This is a genomic window from Saccharobesus litoralis (assembly GCF_003063625.1).
Taxonomy (GTDB): Bacteria; Pseudomonadota; Gammaproteobacteria; order Enterobacterales; family Alteromonadaceae; genus Saccharobesus; species Saccharobesus litoralis.
This window is the reverse complement of sequence record NZ_CP026604.1, coordinates 5,614,264-5,636,978: the sequence shown is the minus strand read 5'-3', so window position 1 is coordinate 5,636,978 and position 22,715 is coordinate 5,614,264. Positions and strand designations below refer to the sequence as shown.

Below are 22,715 nucleotides of genomic sequence, written 5' to 3'. Positions count from 1 at the left end.
AGCATATCAGTATAAACTTGCAATAAGAAACACAATCGTTTAAAAAAGCCCAGTATATGTATTTCTACGCGCATAATGTAGCTTTTTAATTGGAGATAGCGATGAGTGACGCTACTATCGAACTAACAAATGACAACTTCGACCAAGAAGTAATTAATGCTGAAACACCTGTTTTAGTCGACTTTTGGGCAGAGTGGTGCGGTCCTTGTAAAATGATTGCTCCTGTTATTGATGAAGTTGCGACTGAGTTCGCAGGTAAAGTAAAAGTAGGTAAATTGAATGTTGATGAAGCCAATGAAGTGGCTGCTAAATTCAATATTCGTGGTATCCCTACTTTATTAATGTTTAAAAATGGCGCTGTTGTTGATAACAAAGTAGGTGCAATCTCAAAATCACAACTTGTTGATTTTGTTAGCCAACACGCTTAATTGTTAACGCATCTTAGAGCGAAAATCAGCTTCATGTTCTGAATGAAGCTGATTTTTTTCTGGATCTATTTGATCATTACTGCTACCTTTATCTCTGTCTTACCGACGCACTGTTCCGAGTAACAACTCCAATATTAAAATTCATTAACTTTCATTTAATTGGATCAACCCTCAATTATTAATTGAGCAAAATAATCATCTAAAGAACCCACCGTTATGAACTTAACAGAACTCAAACAAAAACCTATTAGTGAGCTTGTACAGTTAGCCGAGTCTATGGGACTGGAAAACATGGCTCGTTTACGCAAGCAGGACATTATTTTTGCCATTCTTAAAAACCACGCAAAAAGTGGTGAAGATATTTTTGGAGATGGCGTATTAGAGATTCTGCAAGATGGTTTTGGTTTTTTAAGATCAGCTGACTCATCATACTTAGCTGGTCCAGACGACATTTATGTATCACCTTCGCAAATCCGCCGTTTTAACTTACGTACAGGTGATACTTTATCTGGCAAAATTCGCCCACCGAAAGACGGCGAGCGTTATTTTGCATTATTAAAAATTAACCAAGTTAATTTTGATCGCCCAGAAAATTCACGCAATAAAATTCTTTTTGAAAACTTAACGCCATTACATGCGACTGATCGTATGATTATGGAACGCGGTAACGGTTCAAAAGAAGATATTACCGCTCGAGTACTTGATTTAGCTTCACCCATTGGTAAAGGTCAGCGTGCCTTATTGGTTGCACCGCCGAAGGCCGGTAAAACCATGTTATTGCAAAATATTGCTCAATCGATTGCCGCTAACCACCCTGAATGTCAATTAATGGTGTTATTGATTGACGAGCGTCCGGAAGAAGTGACTGAAATGCAACGTTTGGTACGTGGTGAAGTGGTAGCGTCAACATTTGATGAGCCTGCTAGCCGTCACGTTCAGGTAGCTGAAATGGTTATAGAAAAAGCCAAGCGTTTAGTTGAGCATAAAAAAGACGTGGTTATTTTACTTGACTCTATTACCCGTTTAGCTCGTGCTTATAACACGGTTATTCCTTCTTCAGGTAAGGTATTAACCGGTGGTGTTGATGCCAATGCATTACATAAACCTAAGCGTTTCTTTGGTGCTGCTCGTAACGTAGAAGAAGGTGGTAGTTTAACTATTATTGCAACTGCGCTTATTGATACCGGCTCTAAAATGGATGAAGTTATCTATGAAGAGTTTAAAGGAACCGGTAACTCTGAAATCCACTTAAATCGTAAGATTGCTGAAAAACGTGTTTTCCCTGCTATTGATATTAACCGTTCAGGTACACGTCGTGAAGAGTTGTTAACCTCTTCTGAAGAGCTGCAGAAAATGTGGATTCTACGTAAGATCGTTCATGAAATGACAGAAATCGATGCGATGGAATTTATGATCGACAAGTTATCCATGACTAAAACTAATGACGAGTTTTTTGAAGCTATGAAGCGTCAAAGAAGTCAGTAGTATAGTCTTCTTGCTCAGGTCTTATGGCTTTAGTCAAAAAGGTGAGCTTAGCTCACCTTTTTTGATCCTGCTTTATGATCTCGTTTTATGACCTTACTTTATATAGTCAAAGCGATCAGGTTTTAGGGGAAGCCGTCAAAGCTACCGCGTCCTGCTCTCGCCCCTTACCTGCATCCATGCAGGCAAGCTTCGAATCCCCATGAGCATATGCTCTATTATGTGATTGGGGTGAGTAAGCGCAGACAATGAACCATAAGACCTGAGCGAGAAGGCTATATGCCTTTGCAGGACTTTAAGCTTGCTCGGTTTGTGCTATATATTGTTGCGCATGTTGCATCGACAAAGCCAAGGCTGTGTTAAATTGTTCTAAATCTTCAGTTGCAACGGCTTGCTCTTGTTTAAATTTCATATCTATTTTTTTGCAAGCTTCACTTAGGCGATCGAAGCCCAAATTCGCGGCTGTACCTTTTAAGGTATGATTCAGAATTTGCGCTTGTTTTAGGTTATCTGCATTATTTGAATTGTGCAGCAAATCAGCAAGTGTAGTCCCAGCTTTACTAAACTCCTCGCTAAATTTTTGTACTAATAGTTTTAATAAATCACTGTTGCCGCTTAGTCTTTCTAACGCCGTTGCACAATCAAAGATCAAGCTTTGTGTTGAATTAGCTTGTGGTGGATTCACCTGTGCTGAATGCGTTTGTGTAGAAGCTGTGTGCGTTAAGCTGTTTTGCGTTGGTGTTTTATCCAAGGTAGAACGAGTATGCTTAGTGGCTTGTTCATTGATTTGCTCCACTTTCAGCCATTGCTGAAGCATCATACGTAACTTAGCCATATCAATGGGTTTCGTTAGGTAATCATCCATACCAGCATCAATGCATTTTTGACGATCGCCCTGCATGGCATTGGCGGTCATTGCTAAAATGGGGAGCGCGCTATAGCCTTTTTTGCGAATTTCCGCTGTGGCTTCTAAACCATCCATGATTGGCATTTGAATATCCATAAGCACGAGATCGTGTTGTGAATTGATTTTTTGACAAGCGACTAAGCCATTTTCCGCCCAATCAACACTAAAGCCCATATTGAGTAAAATCTGTTTGGCGATCTCAGCGTTGATAGCATTATCTTCAACTAAGAGAATGTTTTTATTGGCGAAGCTGACTTTTGCTTGAGTATGCGTTTCCGTTGTCTGATGTAATAGTTGTTTTACCTGGCTTAACGAACAAGGTAAATCTAATAGTGAATGTTCTTCTGGCCACTCTTGTTCACTAAGTTGGGTCGTCGCTTGATTGTGTATGAAAATCAGCCGGCTGTTCTGCTGTTGTTGGTAGTTTAGCAAGGCCTCTCGACATTGTTCGATACATGCTAAGTTGATGAATAGCAGTTGGTAACTGATTTTTTCACTTAGCAAGGTATTGAGTACTAAGGGCGATTCGGTATCGACAACATCTAAATCTAAATAGTTTAGTTGGTCGCGCAACGCGTTTTTTAACTGTTCGTTCGGTTCAAACAATAGTGCTCGGCCAGTAGCAATACCTTGTGGCTTGGTAATGGGTTTCTCTGGCATTAAGGGTAAAAACACATTAAATGTACTGCCCAATTTATAGCGAGAGTGGATTTCTATGCCGCCACACATTTGCTCGACAATATTTTTGCAAATCGCTAAACCTAAACCGGTTCCGCCATATTCTCGAGTGGTTGAGCTATCCGCTTGGGTGAAAGGTGTAAATAAGTTTTCTTTTTGTTCTGGTGTTAAACCTATGCCAGTATCCTGTACGGATAATAAAAGCCCATTCGCACTGCATACAGCCCTGACAGTGACTGAGCCTTGTTTGGTAAATTTGATGGCATTACTGGTTAAGTTGAGTAACACTTGGCCAATACGGTGTGGGTCGCCGCGATAAGTCATCTCTGCTATTTCAGGCGGAATAGCAAAATATAAGTCGATTGATTTTTGTCGAGCTTGATTGATGACTTGTATTTTTAAGCGTTCAATAATGTCGTCCAGGCCAAATTCAATTTTTTCTAACTCTAAGCGGCCTGATTCCACTTTTGAGTAATCTAAAATATCGTTAATGATATGCAGTAATGACTCAGATGATTGCAATGCGCCTTTAACAAAGTGTTGTTGCTTGTCATTTAACTGCGTCTCTAAGCACAAATTTAACATCCCCATAATGCCATTGATTGGGGTGCGTATTTCATGGCTCATCGTTGCTAGAAATTGACTTTTCGCGGCATTAGCGCGGTCGGCTGCGCGTGCAGATTTTATTAACTCGGCATTTTGCTGGTTTTTAGTCAGTAGCAGCTTGTTATAAGCCTTAGCTAGAAAGTTAAAATCATCGGCAAAATCTTCTTGTAATAACTGAGGTGTTGCTGCGGTTTGATTTTTTTGAATGGATTCGCCAAGAATGCGCAACGGAGTTAATACAAATTGATAGAGCAATAACACACTAACAATAGCTACTAATACGATACTGGCTAAAAATAAGATAGATAAATCAACCAATCCCTGTGTGACACTTGACGCACTTTGTTTTGCGTCCAGATGTATGGCTAATAAATAGGTTTGGTAAGCATTGCCTTTGGCGTTGAGTAAAGGTAAGGCATGCCATGAATAATGTTGATAGTTGTCAGCAAGCTGAGATTGATGCGGGTTGAGCTGTAGTGATTGAAAACTAGGGCGCTTTTCAAGTAAAGGCATGTTGTCAATTTGCGTGACAGGTTTACCAATGAGTTGATAAACATTAGCAACGGTTATTAATTGTGTTTCCGGCTCAATTAAAAATATATATTTTACGTCTCGCGCCGCGGCCAATAAATTTAATACTTTGTGTTGTTGTGCCAAGGACTGATTGGAGTCGAGCGCAAAATTAGCGGTATCAAATATATTTTGTTGGCGTTGTTCTAAATAGAGTTCTACTTGGCTTTGAGTCGCTCTGTAAGAACTAAACCCCATAGCAACGGCAAACATCAATAAAATAATACAGATAGGTAAGACGAGTTTGATCGACAATCTGTTTAATGGCATAGCAACATCACTTAATGTTATTGATTACTTGCGAGCAAGGTAGGTTAACTTGTTGACTCTCAGCTAGGCTCAGGCAAACAAAGTTTATGTTTTCTTTGACCAGAGCTAATGCGTTAGCCTGCTGGCTTTGATTGTAAATGGTTAAGTCGTTTTCTACCGTTTGTTGAAAATCAGCGATACTGATGTTTTGGCGCTGCGCCATAATTTGATACGCCACGTTTTTATTCGCCAAAGTAAAGTCTAGGGCGAGTTGCCAAGCCGCGTGAAACTTTTGTGTAAACTCAGCTAGGTTAGGTATTTTGCTGGCGTCGACAGTGACAACATCCAATATTTGATTGGGCGTTTGCTTGCTGGTGAAAATAGTATTGTATTTAGACGTTAAGCGAGTGGCGATAGGTGGGTAAGTTACAAATGCATCTATGTGTTTGTTATCTAACGCTTGTTCGCCATCAAGTTGTTCTATATTGATTAATTGTACATCATGTAAACTTAAATCGTGTTGCGCTAACGCTAAAGACAAAACTAGCACGCCAAGCGAGTTCAGCTCGAGGCCGACTCGTTTCCCCGTTAACTCGCGTACGTGTTTTATGTCGGATTGCGCCACTATTATGTCGCCACCAAATGAAGCGTCCGCGACTAAAATTGGTGTGATTTGCCGGTGAGAAGACGCTGCCGCATGAACAACCTCAACCGTAGTGCTGGCCATGCCGTCAACTTGCCCGGCTTTAAATGCGCGTAATCCATCAGCCAGCGAGGCGATCTGCACTAATTCTATGTTCAGTCCTTGCTGCTTAAAATAGCCTTGCTGTTCGGCGAGGTAGATAAATTCATAACCTGGCCAAGGGTTGATGGCTATACGTATGGATTGCGGGGCTTGAGAGCAGGCGCTCAATAACATGCTCAATAAAATAATGAATAGTGCAATTGCAGAGCGTGTAAGATTCAAAGTAACCATCCTTAAGTTTATAGTCTTCTCGCTCAGGCCTTATGGTTCATTGTCTGCGCTTACTCGCCCCAATCACATAATAGAGCATATGCTCATGGGACCTCGAAGCTTGACGGCTTTGCCTACATGGATGTAGGTACTTAGGTTTCGTCTGGAACCAGAAACCTGCCCCTAAAACCTGATCGCTTTGACTATATTTGAAAACTGCTTGGCAAAATGAATAGGCTAGTGGTTAAATTATAGCCGTATAACTCAGTAAACGAAATAGCGTTTGCTAAGAATGCCCCTAAGCAGCATAGTTTATTTTTATGTAAAAGTGTTGAAGGTAATTTTTTTGGTCTAAGAAAGATTTTGATCTAAATCAGGTATTGTGGTATCTATAGCGGCACTAAACCAAGATGTTCAATTTTTAACAAGTATTCTTTGGGTTTTATGAAATTACTTTCTTTAGTCGTAATCCTTATCAGCGTGGTGGTCATTATTGTGCCATCGCGGGGGATTGGTTCGAACTAAAGAAAAACGCTTCGAATGACAGCCCCCCGCACCGGAAGGTTCGGGGGGCTTTTTATTATTGTTTCAAAAAATTTATGCTTAGGGATTTTAATTCGTGAGCAGCGAGAAAGGTGACAGAATGACAGGCGCACAGCTGGTGCTAAAAGTACTACAACAGCATGGCGTTAAGCACGTATTTGGCTACCCTGGCGGTGCCATTATGCCAATATATGATGCTTTTTATGATTCAGAGTTAGACCACTTTTTATGCCGCCATGAACAAGGCGCAGTGTTTTCAGCCATAGGCTATGCTCGTTCGACTAACCAAGTGGGTGTTTGCATGGCAACGTCAGGGCCAGGTGCGACTAACTTAGTCACTGGTTTAGCCGATGCTTTGCTAGATTCAATTCCTGTGGTAGCGATTACTGGACAAGTTTTTAGTTCTTTGATGGGAACCGATGCTTTCCAAGAGGTTGACGTTTTAGGCATGAGTTTAGCTGTGACTAAACATAGCTTTATTGTTGAAGATATTAATGATCTCGCGCGTGTATTGCATGATGCTTTTGAGTTAGCTCAGTCGGGTCGACCGGGACCGGTATTAGTTGATATACCAAAGGATATTCAAATAGGGCAGGTTGATTTTGAACCTTATCCTATCCCTAAACCTGAATTACCTGAATTTAGCCTTGAGCAGGTTGAAGCGGCGCGTAGCTTAATTTCGCATGCCAAGCACCCTGTTGCTTATGTTGGTGGTGGTGTTGGTATGGCAGATGCGGTTGATGAGTTAAATGACTTTTTAACGACCACTAAAATACCAGCGGTTGCGACACTGAAAGGTTTGGGCGCAGTTGACCCAACATACCCCTACTACCTAGGGATGATTGGTATGCATGGCACTAAGGCGTCTAATTTAGCGGTGCAAGAATGTGATTTGCTTATTTGTATTGGTGCGCGTTTTGATGACCGTGTTACCGGTAAACTAGACACCTTTGCCCAGAAAGCAAAAGTGATCCACCTTGATATAGATAAAGCCGAATTTGGTAAATTACGCAAACCTGATGTTGCGATCCGCGGTGATTTTAAAAAGCTTATTCCACAAATGAAAACTGTGGTTGATATTGGTGAATGGCAACAACAAGTCAGTGATTTAAAAGCCGAACATGCGTGGCGTTATGATGCGCCAGGTGAGGGGATTTATGCTCCTGCGTTATTGAATGAGCTAAGCCAAAAATTACCTCACGATCATGTGGTGAGCTGTGATGTTGGTCAGCACCAGATGTGGGTTGCACAACATATGCAATTTACATCGCCGACAAATCATTTATCAAGCGGTGGCGCTGGCACTATGGGCTTTGGTTTGCCATCAGCGGTAGGCGCACAAATAGCGCGACCAGATACTATGTCGGTTGTGGTGACAGGTGACGGTTCATTTATGATGAATGTACAAGAACTTGGTACCATCAAGCGTTTTCAATTACCGCTTAAAATAGTTCTACTTGATAACCAGCGTTTAGGTATGGTTAAGCAGTGGCAAGAGCTATTTTTTGAAGAACGTTATTCCGAAACTGATTTAAGTGATAACCCAGACTTTGTTGCATTGGCAAGGGCGTTTGGGCTAAAAGCAAAAACGATCCACAGTCGTTTTGAAGTGTCCGATGCGATTGATCAAATGATCAATACTGATGGGCCATTTTTACTACATGTTGTTATTGACGAAAAAGCCAATGTTTGGCCGCTAGTTGCGCCAGGCAAAGCCAACCATGAAATGATAGAAGGATAATCCTATGAAACACAGTTTTAATATTGTAGCCAATCATAAACCTGCAACGTTAGAGCGCGTCCTTCGAGTCGTCCGTCATCGAGGCTTTGCATTGCAAACTTTTAACGTTTCGGCTTCCGATAGCGAGCAAGTTGCAATAGAATTAACCGTTACTGGCGAACGTCCAATTGCGACCTTACAAACACAGTTAGATAAACTGTATGATATCGCCCATTTAGAGTTAATCCCAGCTAATGCTGACGCGCAAAGCGCGGGTATTCGCGCTTAATTAGGAACAGATCCATGAGTAATACTAATTTTCCAGAGCTAATTTGGTTCAACGGTGAAGTTAAACCTTGGCAAGAAGCCCAAGTTCACGTGGTTTGTCACGCAATTCACTATGGCTCATCGGTTTTTGAAGGTGTACGTTGTTATAACACACCTAAAGGCCCTGCGATTTTCCGTTTGAAGGAACATACGCGCCGCTTATTTGACTCCGCTAAAATTTATCGTTTCGATATGGGCTATAGCCAAGAAGAGATAAACCAAGCTTGTATCGATATTATTAAGGCTAATGGCTTTAAAGATGCTTACCTTCGTCCGTTTGGTTTTATGGGCGCCCATGGCTTAGGTCTTAACCCACCTAAAGTTCCGCTAGACGTATCTGTTATCGCGTTAGAGTGGGGTTCATACCTGGGTGAAGAAAGCTTAGAAAATGGAGTTGATGCTGCGATCACTTCTTGGAATCGCTTAGCGCCTAATACCATGCCAACCGGTGCCAAAGCTGGTGGTAACTACTTATCTTCAATTTTAATTACCACTGAAGCTAAGCGTCATGGTTATGTAGAAGGTATTGGCTTAGATCACAATGGTACGGTTTCTGAAGGTGCAGGTGAAAACTTGTTTGTTATTCGAGATGGCGTGATCAGCACACCTCCTTTAACTGCAGGCATTTTACCAGGTATTACACGTAGCACTATCATTACCCTAGCTGAAGAAATGGGTTATGAAATTCGTGAGCAAGCATTGCCACGTGAAGCTCTATATTTAGCGGATGAAGTCTTTATGTGTGGTAGTGCCGCTGAAGTGGTACCTGTGCGCAGCGTTGACCAGATCACTGTAGGTGACGGCAAGCGCGGCCCAATCACTGAAAAGTTACAGAAAGCTTACTTCGATACTGTAAAAGGTGTGACTGAAGATAAGCATGGCTGGTTAACCTATATTGACTAATCTTGTGTAGGTGGGCCTTGGCTTATAAGCCCTTACTTTTGGTAGTCTTACTTCTTTGGTTTACTGCCAAAATCGCAAGCATAAATGCTCGCCTACAATTATATGTGTAACGCACTTACGCATACTCAAATTATGATAAAAGTCGGAACTACGCCGACTTTTTTAGCAAATAAACAGTTCAAAAAAAGGCAGGACAAGTTATGCCAAAGTTAAGATCTGCAACCTCGACTCAAGGCCGTAATATGGCAGGTGCACGTGCATTATGGCGTGCAACAGGTATGAATGATGGTGATTTCGGTAAGCCGATTATTGCTGTCGCTAACTCTTTCACTCAGTTTGTACCAGGCCATGTGCATTTAAAAGATATGGGGCAATTAGTTGCGCGTAGCATTGAAGCTGCGGGTGGTGTGGCCAAAGAATTTAACACCATAGCCGTTGATGATGGTATCGCCATGGGACATGACGGTATGCTTTACAGCTTACCTTCGCGTGATTTGATTGCTGATTCTGTGGAATACATGGTTAATGCACATTGTGCCGATGCCATCGTTTGTATTTCTAACTGTGACAAAATCACACCGGGCATGTTAAACGCTTCTATGCGTTTAAATATTCCAGTGATCTTTGTATCAGGTGGGCCAATGGAAGCCGGTAAAACCAAGCTTTCTGACCAAATCATTCACTTAGACTTAGTTGACGCCATGATCGCCGGTGCTAACCCTGATGTGTCTGATGAAGAGAGTGATAAGATTGAACGCTCAGCTTGCCCAACCTGTGGTTCTTGTTCAGGTATGTTTACCGCCAACTCAATGAACTGTTTAACCGAAGCGCTTGGCTTATCTTTACCGGGTAACGGTTCATTATTAGCCACTCACGCTGATCGTGAAGGTTTATTTAAACAAGCCGGTAGCCGCATCGTAGAGCTGTGCGAGCAATATTATAAGAATGACGATGAGTCAGTATTGCCTCGCAGTATTGCTAACCGTAAAGCGTTTGAAAATGCCATGGCATTGGATATTTCCATGGGCGGCTCAACCAATACTATCTTGCACTTATTGGCGGCTGCACAAGAAGGTGAAGTTGATTTCACTATGACGGATATCGATGCGATGTCGCGTCGCATTCCGCACTTAAGTCGTGTTGCGCCAGCGGGTAATAAGTACCATATGGAAGACGTGCATAGAGCGGGTGGTGTTCTGGGATTATTAGCTGAACTTGATCGTGGTGGTTTGTTAAATACTGATGTGACCCATGTTGCAGGCGGTACATTAAAAGAGGTATTAGCTAAGTGGGATGTGATCACTACGGAAGATGAAGCGGTTAAGGAGTTCTACAAAGCCGGTCCAGCTGGTATTCGTACTACTCAAGCGTTTTCACAAAACTGTCGCTACCCGACCTTAGATGACGACCGTGAAAATGGTTGTATTCGCAGTGTTGAACACGCTTATTCACAGGAAGGTGGCTTAGCCGTATTAGACGGTAATATCGCGGTTGATGGTTGTATCGTAAAAACCGCGGGTGTTGATGAAGAATGCTTAACTTTCTCTGGCCCTGCGATTGTATATGAAAGCCAAGACGATGCGGTTAAAGGCATTTTAGGTGACGAAGTTAAAGCCGGTGAAGTGGTTGTTATCCGCTATGAAGGCCCGAAAGGTGGTCCGGGTATGCAGGAGATGCTTTATCCTACGACTTTCCTTAAATCAAAAGGTTTAGGTAAAGCGTGTGCATTGATCACTGATGGTCGATTCTCTGGCGGTACATCGGGTTTATCTATCGGTCATATTTCACCAGAAGCAGCAAGTGGTGGCGCAATCGGGTTAGTTAAGAATGGCGATATAATTGATATCGACATTCCTAAGCGTTCAATCTCACTGCGTTTATCGGAAGAAGAGCTTGCCGAGCGTCGTGTTGAACGTGACCAGTTAGGTTGGCAGCCAGAGAAAGAGCGCCCACGTAAAGTGTCATTTGCACTTAAGACGTTTGGTATGTTTGCCACTTCCGCCGATAAAGGTGCGGTGCGCGATAAATCAATGTTCAAGTGATTTTTGGTTTATGCCAAAAAGCTTGTAAGATAAGTTAATCTCGAAATACTACCAAAGTCGCTCTTGCAGCGGCTTTGTTGTTTAAAAACAATTGTTCCATTCAAGTAACGGATTTTAAAAAGATGTCTGACCCTATCAGCCCTGAAGAATATTTACGTAAGATCTTATTAGCGCCGGTTTATGATGTGGCAAAAAATACCGATCTCAATTTCATGAGTAAATTATCTGAGCGATTGGGTCACGATATTTGGCTCAAACGTGAAGATCAACAACCGGTTAAATCGTTCAAGTTACGTGGCGCTTACAATAAGCTAGCTTCGTTAAGCGACGATCAGCGCGATCGTGGTGTTATTGCTGCCTCAGCCGGTAATCATGCGCAAGGATTAGCTTACTCAGCTAACCGTATGCAAACCAAAGCGACTATCGTTATGCCGGAAACCACGCCAGAGATCAAAGTTAGCGCGGTGCGCAGTTTTGGTGGCGATTGGGTTAATGTCGTTTTACATGGTAAAAACTTCGATGCAGCCAGCGCAGAAGCCTTACGCTTATCTCAGCATCATGGTTTAACTATGATCCACCCGTTTGACGATCCTGATGTGATCGCGGGGCAAGGCACTATTGCTAAAGAATTATTTGATGCAAAACGCGATATCGATACTATTTTTATTGCAGTTGGTGGCGGTGGTTTAGCCGCTGGTATTGCCGTTTACCTTAAGCAGCTTAACCCTAAAATTCGTATTGTTGCAGTTGAAGCGCAAGAATCGGCTTGTTTAAAAGATGCATTAGAGCAGGGCAAGCAAACAACGTTAGACACTGTTGGTATTTTTGCTGACGGTGTTGCTGTGCGTACTATCGGTGCGGAAACGTTTCGGTTATGTCGACAGTATATAGACGAAGTGATTACTGTATCAACGGATGAGATCTGCGCTGCGATCAAAGATATTTTTGATGATACCCGAGTGATCGCCGAACCGGCGGGCGCTTTGTCAGTTGCTGGCATTAAGAAATGGTTAGTTGATAAAGATCTGGACAACAAGCAACAATTTGCAGCTATTTTGTGTGGTTCTAATATTAACTTCCATACTTTGCGTTATGTGTCTGAGCGTTGTGAACTAGGTGAAGGGCGTGAAGCCGTAATTGCCGCAACTATTCCTGAGGTTAAAGGCGCCTTCCGTGAATTTTGTGATGTATTAGGTAGTCGCACAATTACCGAGTTTAACTATCGATATACGCCAGACCAGTCGGCCAATGTATTTGTCGGGGTGCGTTTACGTCGTGGTGAAGATGAGCTTAAAGAAGTGTTGGCTGATTTAACCAATGAAGGTATAGACTGGGTTGATTTAAGTGATAATGAAGTCGCCAAGTTGCATGTGCGTTATATGATAGGTGGCCGAGTTGAAAACTTACCAAATGAGCGCTTGTATAGTTTCGTGTTTCCACAACTACCAGGTGCGTTACCTAGCTTCTTACACACATTAGGTGGATTGTGGAATATTACCTTATTTCACTATCGTAATCATGATGCGGCAGAGGCTATGGTGCTGGTTGGTTTTGATGTGCCTGAAAATGAAGTCAATGATTTACAAAATCATTTATCTACCTTAGGTTATAACTTCTCGGATGAGACAGAGAACCCAGCTTATCAATATTTTTTAAAAGCCTAAGTATTACTTCTTATGTGGAAGGTGCGCCTTCCACTCTTTATTGTTCCTCTGCAATTAACGGCAGCCTTCATAACATCCATTACTGAATTACCTTAGTTGAATTTGCTTGGGATAAATATCGAGTTTAATGGTTGCTGCGTTGTCGAAATTCAACTAACTTTAAGCTGTATATACAAAGACAGGCTAATTAGGGATGAATAAACTGCCGTTAAAAACGTCCGTTAGGGCGGTCAGATTATGGCGTAATTATATTATTGCTGCACTCGCGCAAGTGTTGATATTGATCTGTGTGGTTTTTAATTTAATTCATAGTGCTGAGAATAGTCAGCACTACCAAGCTAAATTTGCCGACTTACCGGTTGAGCAAGTCAGTTGGCAAACCATTACATATAGCCAATTAACATCCTTGGCTTGGTCACAACAATTTGATGCTATTCATGTTTTTCCCCGCGTTCTTGAGTCAAAAGAGCTGGAATCAAAAGAGCTTGAACCAAAACAGCTTGATTTAAACAAACAGTCAATACCTCGTGTATTCAGGTTCCACAAAGAACAGGTTTTAAGTTGGCAGGCGTCACACACTATTCAAACCGCTGATGCTAAGCTCGAATTTGTTTATACGTTAATTTCAACGCGTTTCTTGCTAACCAGTATTGCTTGTGGCTTTATATTAATTTTATTACTGGCCAGCATAGTTTATTTACTGGCAGATGTGGTTGAAGGTAAGTTTCGTAAATTAGAGCGTAAAGCGCGTAAATTGGGTATCGCTAAACGACGCTCGGAACAGATTAAATATCGCTCTGTCATTCGCTTGGTTGATTCTTTGCTAGATGAGCTAGCTTGGACGCGCAAAGAGCAAAATCGAGTTGATAAATTTATCCGCAGTCAAACTTTTCTTGATCCTGAACTTGGCATAGGTAACCGTTTGTTTTTTGATCATAGGTTCGATGCCGCTCTCGCCGATGATTCTAATAGTTTAGGCGGAGCTGTGCTGTTGCTGCATTTGCAGGAACTCGACCGCATAGAAAACGAATACGGGGTTGAACAAGCCCACCAAATACTAAGCAGTACCGTTAGTATACTTAATCAAACATTTAGATTATCGCCAGAACCTTTACTTGCCCGCCGTGCCTACGCTGAAATAGCCGTACTTATGCTGGGTATTGCAGAGCGAGATCTTATGAAGCATGCTGATAACTTGGTGCGTCGATTACAGCGTTTAGACTTGCCTAATTCAGTTAACCCAGATTGTTTTTTCCACATTGGTATCGCACGATTCACCAATCAAGATAAGGCATTTAAAATTCTATCTGAGGCTGATATGGCCTTGCGTCGCGCACAGTTAGAAGGCCATGTCGGCTGGTTTATGTATGAAGATGAAGATAAACCACGTGAAATTGCGATGGGCTCATTAAAGTGGCGTACTTTTATAGAACGTGCTTTGCAGCAAGAAAGTTTTGTGTTGTATTTCCAGCCAATATTGTCGGTGCGTGATCAAGCTATCCATCATCAAGAGGCCACGCTTAAAGTTCGCGATAGTGAAGGCAAAATGTTGCAAGCTGGGGTGTTTATGCCGATGGCGCATAAATGTGGATTACAGAGTGAGATTGAAAAGCTAGCCCTGCGTAAATTATTTGATTTATTTAACCAAGATGCTTCAAGTACGCAAAGTAGTTGTATCAATATCAGTGTCGATTCATTGCTCGATGCTGAATTTTGTCAATGGCTGTTCGCATTTTTACAAGAGCATGAAACGGCCAATGATCGCCTGATCATTAGTTTAACTGAATACAATTTGTATCAACATAGTGACAAACTAACCGACGTGTTGCAGCAATTATGTGACAAGGGTATACGTTTACTTGTCGAGCAAGTCGGGCAATATGTAATCAATTCGAGTTATGTTAAACAACATCCTATCGCTTACATAAAACTGCACTCCAGTATTATTCGTAACATAGATCAGCACCCCGAAAACCAATTGTTTATTCGCAGCTTATTGGCTAACTGTGCTGGCGGAGTACGGGTGTTTGGCTATGGTATTGAAAGTGAAGAAGAATGGTCACAGTTAAAAGCGCTAAATATACACGGCGGACAAGGTAGTTATTTTAATCAAGCGCTGAACGAGTTTATTTAATTGCGCCCTAAATTTAGGATTAATTTAATCCTAAAGCGTTTATTTGCAAGTTACTGAGCAGCTGTCGCTCAATCATGCCTTGCCAACCTTGTAAGCCGCCAGTATGAATAAAAACTATGTTGCTCTGCTTGGTAAAATGCCCTTGGGCAATCAGCTGATAGACTGCGTACATAGCTTTACTGGTATATACAGGATCAAGCAGCACATTGTGTTGCTGATAAAATTCAATACAAAAATCGATGAGTTCAGGCTTAATTTTGGCAAAACCGCCAAAATGAAAATCGCAGTTCAGGCTAAAGTCATCCGTTGCACGTTGTGCTAGCTGCGCTACTTCTTGTGCCAAATATTCACCGCCTTTAATCGCGCAGATACCAAGTAGTTTTTCATGGTGTTTTTTATGCTTACACAATCCAGCCAACGTGGTGCCAGATCCGACTGGGCAGACAAAATAGTCAGCCTTTAATTGTTGGCGCACTTCATTTAATAATGTGGCTAAGCCATGCAACCCTAAGTGACCGTAACCGCCTTCGGGAATTATTGTCGCCTTGGGGTTATTTGCCTGTAGTTGTGCCAAATAATCCGCATTATTGCGCAATTTGTAGGTTTGCCGGTCGACAAAGTGTAGGTTTGCGCCGATATTATGCAGCGCGGTTAAAGTGGCGTTGTGTTGCTGGCTTGCTTCACCACGTACGATTGCGGTTAATTTTATTTGTTGGTTTTGACATGCAGCGGCTAACGCATGTAAGTGATTACTAAATGCCCCACCAAAACTAATAATGTGTTGTGGCTTTTGCTGCAAATAGCCGGTTAATTTACGGAGTTTATTACCAGAGATTTGAGAGTGGATTAAATCATCTCGTTTTAACCACAAATTAACAGCGGATTGCTTGAGTAATGGGCTATTAATTTGTTGTAACGGACTAGGCAAATTAAACATGCTAAGACTAGGAAAGGCTTGGAAAAATAGCGGATTTGGTCAATAATGCTATAAAACACTCAAAGTTGCTAGATCTTGTCGGTTGTTCGATTAGCAACGCATCGCAATCCGAGTTTCTTATTGCTTTGTGTTATTTTCATTTCGGTTTGCAAAAATAAGTAGAATAGACATCCATGCATCCATTAATTGAGCGTATTATTGCAAAATTCAATAAACAGGTTCAGCCTGAATATGCTGGTGCTTTGTTTATATCTAGCCAAGCCGCTTTTTTAGTTAGTTACGCTTGGCAGCAAGACGATGTATTTTTAGCGGATTGGATCGAAATTGCGGATGCTCAACAAATCGAATCCAGCGTTAAAGAGTTATTATCGCGTCATAAGCTCGAAACCACGTCTTTGGATATTGTCTTAGGTGGTCATCAATACAATGTTATTGCGGTCGACAAGCCTGATGTTGCTGAAGAGGATTTGGCGTCGGCATTAAAATATTCAGCCAAAGATTATATTCCCGGTAACTTGGAAGACATGCTAGTCGACTATTTTGATGTAGCGGCTCAGCCTTTTGGACAAAGTAAAGTTAATTTGGTGGCCGCTAAGCGGCCATTAGTTGAAAGTTTGATCAAGTTAGTTTTAGAGCGAAAAATAATACTCAATCAGATCGGCATTGAAGAGCTGGCTTATAGCGAGGCTTTTGGGCAATCTGATGATGCAGTTATGTTGATAACCCAACAGGAAAATGAAGAATTACTGTTACAGATTGTCAAACAAGGCCAGCTTTATTTTTACCGGCGCATTCGCGGTTACAATAAACTGCATCAGTTTGCCGAGCTAGAAATTAGCCATGGCGCGGCAGATAATTTAAGTTTAGAGATCCAACGCTCGCTAGACTACTTTGAAAGTCAGTTGCGTCAAGCGCCAGTTAAAAAAGTTTATTTAGCTGTACCTAATGCTAACGAAGCTATGCTTATTGAAAAGGTGGGAGCTAACTTTCCGATCCCCGTATTACCATTGAAAAACTGGCTAGCGCAATATTTAAACGGTGACACTCAGCACTATGGCTTTTTAGTCGCCAGCGCAGTGGCAGTTAGGCAGATGCAAAACACTGAGGTTGTTAATGAAAACAAGCGTTAACTTTTACCTTGAAGAGTTTAAACCCAAGCCTGATCCACTTAGCCTTAAAGTCGTACTGTATTGTTGGCTAACTGCATTACTGTGTATGGCTTTAATGTATGGTTGTGCTGATCACCAGCACACGAGTCTGTTAGCCAAGCAGCAAGAACTTTCCCAGTCGTTAAACCGCACAAAGCAAGAAAACGAATCACTCAAGCAAAAAGCCACGGCTCATGGATTTGATCCAGTGTTGGTCAAGAAGGTTGAAACGCTTGAAAGTGAAATAAAAAATAAGCGCAGTTTAATTAGAGCGATTAAAGGCGATACCTTGGATGAAAGGCAATCGGGCTTTTCTGGTTTAATGTATGATTTAGCCGATTTTCGTGATCAAAGTTTATGGATCACTGCCATCGCCTATAATCGTCAAGATGTGGTAATTCGCGGAGCGACAAAAAAGCCAGCAACCTTGCCGTTGTGGATCGACCATATTAGCCAGTCAACTCACTTTCGCGGGCGAACATTAAACAAGGTTGAATTATCCAGTCAGGCAGACGGCCAATATAGTATTTTTGAAGTGGCGAATGACCGAGCATTAACCATTGACGCTACTGGCCTCATAGAACAAAAACTAGCGGAGAAAAACTAGTGTCGGCTATGACTGAACAGTGGCAACAAATTCAAGGTAAATATCAGCAACTGAGCACGCGTGAAAAAGTCATGACACTGGCGTCTGGCGTAGTATTGGTTTTATTTGTTGGCTTTTTTAATATTATTGAACCTATCTGGTTGAAGTCAGACAAAATTGCGCAAACGGTTAAAAGTAACGAGCGCGAATTAAATAGCTTATTGGCGGTTAATGCGCAGTTTGAAAGTCATTTACAAACTGACCCCAATATTTCGTTAGCGCAAAAAATTGAACAATTAAATAACCAACTACAAGCGGTTAATACTGAATTAACCACGAGTACGGGGCGCTTATTGAAAGCGAAAAACATGGCGCGCGTTGTTCGTGACATGTTAAGTCAAATGAATGGTATTCAGGTTGTTAAATTTGAAACTCTTGAACCAACAGCCATGCTGTCACCAGACGCAGGCTTAAAAGATCTTAATTTATACAAACACGGCGTAGCTTTGTCGTTACGAGGCAGTTATCGCGATCTCTATACTTTTTTAGCTAAAACAGAGGTATTGGAATGGCAGTTTCGTTGGGAAGACTTTCAGTTGGTCGTAAAAGAACATCCTAACCTAGAATTAACGATTAAAGTATATGCTATGAGTTTAGAGCAAGGGTTTATCGGCTTATGAAGTTAATTGTTCTCCTTGGGATGTTGTTAGTTTGTGCGTGGGCTAGTGCCAATATTAAACCGCTCAAATCCGATCCAACACAGCCTAAGGTGACAGATGTTAAAACAGCAAAAGGGGTAGATCGTCAATCAGCCAATATAACTTGGCAATTACAAGCGATAACCCTTTCAGAGTTTCAGCGTAACGCCATAATTAATGGTGAAGTCGTGCAAGAAGGACAACGAATTAGTCAGACAACGGTAGTCGAACGAATAGAAGTCGGACGTGTGGTTATTCGCCAAAACGGTCGTCGAACAATTTTGAGTTTAGACAATGCAGATATTAAAAAACCAGCAGGTTCCTAGTCGCCTATTCTTGTTACTACTGCTGACAAACTGGCTAGCTTCATGTAGCTCGCTTAACGGCTTAAACAAAGACGTTGCTAATGCATATGAGCAGAAAAATATGCGCACGGCAGCGAATGAAGCCAAAGTGCCAGATGAGATCACCCTTGAATTAATGCCGCAGTTTACGCCGATCCAAAAAGATCGAGAGTTTATTGCCGACAATCGTTTCGATATCGATGCGCAAGACGTCCCCGCTGCGAGTTTTTTCAAAAGCCTTGTGACCAACACACCGTTAAGTGCCGCTATTCACCCAAAAGTGGAGGGCAGTATTAGCCTGAACTTGAAGGGCGTTACCCTTATCGAAGCCTTAGATGTGGTGCGTAACATGTTTGGTTACGAGATAAAGATCAAAGGCCGCATGTTGCAAGTTTACCCTGCGGGTGTACGCACTGAAACGTTTGCCGTCGATTACCTTTCAATGCAGCGTATGGGCGTGTCGATGACCTCGATTACCTCGGGTGGGGTGAGTGATGGTAGTCAATCGGGCGGTTCCGGTGGCGGTGGTTCTTCTGGGGCTAGTGGTGGTTCGTCTGGTGTTGGCGGTGGCATGGGTCGCTCTAGTCAAGGTTTAGGTGGCGCGGGAGCTGCTGGCGGTCAAGGTCAACCTGGCGCCGGTGGTGGTATGAGTAGCCTAGGCGGTGCAGGCAAAGGCACAACCATTATCACCCAGAGTGAAAATGACTTTTGGAGTGACTTAGAGGATGCGTTAAAAAGCTTAATTGGTACAAGCCGTGATCGCACTATTATCATTAACCCTCATGCCGGCCTTGTCACCGTAAGAGCTTATCCTGACGAATTACGCAACGTTAAAGAGTTTTTGCAACAAACCGAGCAACACTTGCAACGCCAAGTTATTTTGGAAGCCAAATTAGTTGAGGTGAGTCTGGAAGATGAGTATCAACAAGGTATTAACTGGCAGTCTGTGTTGGGCCATACCGGTAGTACTGACTTCACTTTTAATACGTCAAGAGGCACATTTAACAACATTATCAATAGTACAGTCGGTGGGGCGGCTAGTTTAACTTTTGCTAACAAAGATTTTAGTGGGGTTATTAACTTGCTGGAAACTCAGGGTGATGTGCAAGTCTTGTCTAGTCCGCGCCTAACTGCGGCTAATAACCAAAAGGCTGTGATTAAAGTAGGCACTGATGAATACTTTGTCACTGATGTGTCAACAACAACAGTGACAGGATCAGCGACTACCTCTTCACCTAGTATTGAACTTGAACCGTTTTTCTCGGGTATAGCGTTAGATGTGACGCCACAAATTGACGCGGAAGGCGGTGTTATCTTGCATGTTCACCCATCGGTTATAGAAACTCAGGAACAAACTAAAGTTATCACTTTAAATGAACAAGGCTTTGAATTGCCTTTAGCGCAAAGCACAGTACGAGAGTCTGACACTGTGATCCGCGCTCGCTCAGGGGAAATTGTTGTGATTGGTGGTTTGATGCAAACGCAAAGTCGCGATGTTGAGTCTAAAGTGCCTTTGTTGGGTGATATTCCTTGGTTGGGCGAGGCCTTTACTTCGCGCGCCGAAAAAATCAGTAAAAAAGAATTGGTTATTATGATAAAGCCAACGGTAGTCGGCGATGGAACTTGGCAAGAGCAATTGCGTCGTTCTAGCGACTTGTTGCAAACGTGGTACGGGGAATAACAATGTATCTGTACCACTTTGGCTTAAAAGAACTACCTTTTACCTTAACGCCCAACACTCAGTTCTTTTTGGGATTACCCTCGCATCATGAAGCATTACAGGTGTTATTGACTGCCTTAAAGACTGGAGAAGGTTTTATTAAGGTGACGGGAGAAGTCGGAACCGGCAAAACCTTGTTATGTCGCAAGTTAATGGCTGAGTTGCCTGACGGATTTGTTACCGCTTATATTCCCAACCCTAATTTACAACCGCAAGAGTTAACCATAGCAGTAGCTGAAGAGCTAGGTGTTGAGTTAGGCGAGGGCATTAGCCAGCAAAAAATCACCCAGCTTATTCAAGACAAAGTGATGGCGTATAGCCAGCAAGGCAAAGCCGTTGTGTTGTTGCTGGATGAATCTCAGGCATTACCGGAAGATAGTATTGAAGCATTACGCTTATTTACTAATTTAGAAACAGAAAGTCGCAAACTGCTGCAAGTGGTGTTATTTGGCCAACCTGAACTTGATGAGCGTTTAGCTAAACCTAGTTTACGTCAAGTTAAACAGCGAATTACCTTTTCGTATCAATTGCGCGTGTTACATCAAAACGAAGTTCAGCCCTATATTAACCATAGGCTGGCGATTGCTGGTTATTCAGGTATGCCAGTATTTGATGAAAAAGCCAGTAAACGTATTTTTAGTGCCTCTGGTGGAATACCGAGAATTATTAATACCCTAGCTCATAAATGTTTAATGCTGTGTTACGGGCAAAACCAGCAAAGCGTATCTGTTAATCATGTTAAACAAGCCGTCGCAGATACCGAGTATGTGCAACTACCAATATGGCAACAAAAGAAAATGCTGCTAGCGGCAAGTGGTGTTGTATTGCTTGGTTTATTAGGTGTGGCTGTTGGAGCTAACTTGCTATGAGCGTGATAAATAAAGTATTACAAGATATCGACCAGCAAAAGACCAATATTACTCAGCAAGATGAAGCTGAGCTGTCTTATCAAAAAATCGATATACCTGCCCCCGCGCCAGCAAAACTATCAAAAAGCTTTATTATTTCTTTACTCGTTTTGCTTGTATTAGGTGCGAGTGTTTGGGGATATTTAACTTATTTTCAAACAAGCTCACCAGCACCACAAAAATCATTTGTTAAAGCGTTTTCTGTAGAGGCTGAGCCTAAATCAAACGTGCTTGAGGAGCAAGCTGAGTCAGCAACGCAAATAGATAATGCAGAAGATGAAACCGCTACTAGCCAAACCTCTGCTTCTGATGCGATGAAGGCTGGCGTTGAACAATCTCAGGTTGAAAAGCCAATTAAGATGGTTGAACCCGCAAAACCTGTAGCGATGAAATTGGCGGCAACGACGCCAGCAAAACCTAAGCAACTGTTAGTAGAAGATGTTGTTTCAGCAGAAACGCCAGTAAAACCTCAAACTGCGCCCGTTCGTCAGCAACGTTTTGTGATTAAACCAACTGAAAAATCTAACTATGATTTAGCGGCTAAAGCCTTGCAGCGTGGCGATGAGGCACAAAGCCGAGGGCGATTTATTCAAGCCGAATCAGAGTACAAAAAAGCCTTAAAGCTACAACCTGACTTACATGATGCGCGTGCTAAATGGGTAAGCTTGCTCTATGGTGAAGCTGATCAGCAGCAGGCTATTCGTGTGTTACAGCAAGCGATAGATAACTACCCTGAACATACAGGTTATCGCTTGTTACTGGCGCGGATTTATCAAGAGCTCGGGCAATCGGCAGCAGCATTACATTCCCTAACGGGACATTCGCCATTGAGTAATGTTAACGAATATCATCAATTAACCGCGGCGCTGGCTCAACAAAATCAGCAATGGCAATTGGCTTTAGAGCATTGGCAAATCTTGTTGTTAAGTAATCGCCCGCGGGGTAAATGGTTGTTAGGTGCTGCTATCGCTTTTGAAAAGCAAAACAAGCTTAACGAAGCTGAAAAACATTATAAGCAAGCCTTGCAAGTGGGTGGTTTAAGTAACGCTAGCTTAATTTATATTCAGCAAAAGCTGGCTGTGTTATCACAGCAGAGCCCAGAAGAATAATGACGATGGCTATATATTGTAGGCGAGCATTTATGCTTGCAAGCATCTAAGCCCAGC

Annotated in this window: 18 protein-coding genes; 15 read left to right on the top strand and 3 right to left on the bottom strand. The window is 42.2% G+C overall.

Annotated features, from left to right (window positions below; translation table 11 throughout):
• Positions 1 to 101: 101 nt before the first annotated feature.
• Together trxA and rho are read left to right on the top strand one after the other, a co-directional pair.
• Positions 102 to 428, top strand: coding sequence for a thioredoxin TrxA (trxA, locus tag C2869_RS21590; protein ID WP_108604886.1), 327 nt, complete (start codon positions 102 to 104; stop codon positions 426 to 428).
• A 216-nt stretch (positions 429 to 644) separates the two neighbouring features.
• The gene (rho, locus tag C2869_RS21585) at positions 645 to 1,913 is read left to right on the top strand and encodes a transcription termination factor Rho (RefSeq protein ID WP_108604885.1); all 1,269 of its coding nucleotides are present in this window, start codon (positions 645 to 647) and stop codon (positions 1,911 to 1,913) included.
• A gap of 292 nt (positions 1,914 to 2,205) precedes the next feature.
• On the opposite strand, the gene C2869_RS21580 is transcribed toward rho, so the two are convergent.
• Both C2869_RS21580 and C2869_RS21575 read right to left on the bottom strand, forming a co-directional pair.
• The gene (locus C2869_RS21580; protein WP_108604884.1) at positions 2,206 to 4,941 is read right to left on the bottom strand and encodes a hybrid sensor histidine kinase/response regulator; all 2,736 of its coding nucleotides are present in this window, start codon (positions 4,939 to 4,941) and stop codon (positions 2,206 to 2,208) included.
• Between the two features lie 7 nt (positions 4,942 to 4,948).
• Positions 4,949 to 5,887, bottom strand: coding sequence for an ABC transporter substrate-binding protein (locus C2869_RS21575; RefSeq protein WP_159084273.1), 939 nt, complete (start codon positions 5,885 to 5,887; stop codon positions 4,949 to 4,951).
• Positions 5,888 to 6,518: 631 nt separating this feature from the next.
• Here C2869_RS21575 and ilvG point away from each other — a divergent pair.
• From ilvG to C2869_RS21545, 6 genes are all read left to right on the top strand, one after another.
• On the top strand, positions 6,519 to 8,159 hold the full coding sequence (gene ilvG / locus C2869_RS21570; RefSeq protein ID WP_108604882.1) for an acetolactate synthase 2 catalytic subunit: 1,641 nt from the start codon (positions 6,519 to 6,521) through the stop codon (positions 8,157 to 8,159).
• Positions 8,160 to 8,163: 4 nt separating this feature from the next.
• Positions 8,164 to 8,427, top strand: a complete 264-nt coding sequence (gene ilvM / locus C2869_RS21565; protein WP_108604881.1) for an acetolactate synthase 2 small subunit — start codon at positions 8,164 to 8,166, stop codon at positions 8,425 to 8,427.
• Between the two features lie 14 nt (positions 8,428 to 8,441).
• Entirely contained in the window at positions 8,442 to 9,368 is a 927-nt protein-coding gene (locus tag C2869_RS21560; protein ID WP_108604880.1) for a branched-chain amino acid transaminase, read from the top strand.
• A gap of 200 nt (positions 9,369 to 9,568) precedes the next feature.
• Positions 9,569 to 11,410 (top strand): dihydroxy-acid dehydratase, encoded by a 1,842-nt coding sequence (gene ilvD, locus C2869_RS21555; RefSeq protein WP_108604879.1) that lies wholly within the window; start codon positions 9,569 to 9,571, stop codon positions 11,408 to 11,410.
• Positions 11,411 to 11,532: 122 nt separating this feature from the next.
• Complete coding sequence (gene ilvA, locus C2869_RS21550; protein ID WP_108604878.1) at positions 11,533 to 13,074, top strand: threonine ammonia-lyase, biosynthetic; 1,542 nt, start codon at positions 11,533 to 11,535, stop codon at positions 13,072 to 13,074.
• Positions 13,075 to 13,267: 193 nt separating this feature from the next.
• Positions 13,268 to 15,208, top strand: coding sequence for an EAL domain-containing protein (locus tag C2869_RS21545; protein ID WP_108604877.1), 1,941 nt, complete (start codon positions 13,268 to 13,270; stop codon positions 15,206 to 15,208).
• A gap of 19 nt (positions 15,209 to 15,227) precedes the next feature.
• On the opposite strand, the gene C2869_RS21540 is transcribed toward C2869_RS21545, so the two are convergent.
• The gene (locus C2869_RS21540) at positions 15,228 to 16,145 is read right to left on the bottom strand and encodes a 1-aminocyclopropane-1-carboxylate deaminase/D-cysteine desulfhydrase (RefSeq protein WP_108604876.1); all 918 of its coding nucleotides are present in this window, start codon (positions 16,143 to 16,145) and stop codon (positions 15,228 to 15,230) included.
• 173 nt (positions 16,146 to 16,318) lie between these two features.
• Here C2869_RS21540 and pilM point away from each other — a divergent pair, with 173 nt between their 5' ends.
• Genes pilM through C2869_RS21505 form a run of 7 tightly spaced genes read left to right on the top strand, consistent with a single transcriptional unit; the run spans position 16,319 to position 22,658 of the window.
• Complete coding sequence (pilM, locus tag C2869_RS21535) at positions 16,319 to 17,275, top strand: type IV pilus biogenesis protein PilM (RefSeq protein ID WP_108604875.1); 957 nt, start codon at positions 16,319 to 16,321, stop codon at positions 17,273 to 17,275.
• Entirely contained in the window at positions 17,259 to 17,900 is a 642-nt protein-coding gene (locus C2869_RS21530) for a PilN domain-containing protein (protein ID WP_108604874.1), read from the top strand. Before pilM ends, C2869_RS21530 begins: the two co-directional genes overlap by 17 nt.
• 8 nt (positions 17,901 to 17,908) lie before the next feature.
• Positions 17,909 to 18,559, top strand: coding sequence for a type II secretion system protein GspM (gene gspM / locus C2869_RS21525; protein WP_108604873.1), 651 nt, complete (start codon positions 17,909 to 17,911; stop codon positions 18,557 to 18,559).
• Positions 18,556 to 18,903, top strand: a complete 348-nt coding sequence (locus C2869_RS21520; RefSeq protein WP_108604872.1) for a hypothetical protein — start codon at positions 18,556 to 18,558, stop codon at positions 18,901 to 18,903. Before gspM ends, C2869_RS21520 begins: the two co-directional genes overlap by 4 nt.
• Positions 18,872 to 20,602, top strand: coding sequence for a pilus (MSHA type) biogenesis protein MshL (mshL, locus tag C2869_RS21515; protein ID WP_228710723.1), 1,731 nt, complete (start codon positions 18,872 to 18,874; stop codon positions 20,600 to 20,602). The genes C2869_RS21520 and mshL overlap by 32 nt, the downstream gene beginning before the upstream one ends.
• A 2-nt stretch (positions 20,603 to 20,604) precedes the next feature.
• Entirely contained in the window at positions 20,605 to 21,510 is a 906-nt protein-coding gene (locus tag C2869_RS21510) for an ExeA family protein (RefSeq protein ID WP_108604871.1), read from the top strand.
• Positions 21,507 to 22,658, top strand: a complete 1,152-nt coding sequence (locus C2869_RS21505; RefSeq protein ID WP_108604870.1) for a tetratricopeptide repeat protein — start codon at positions 21,507 to 21,509, stop codon at positions 22,656 to 22,658. Before C2869_RS21510 ends, C2869_RS21505 begins: the two co-directional genes overlap by 4 nt.
• Positions 22,659 to 22,715: the final 57 nt, after the last annotated feature.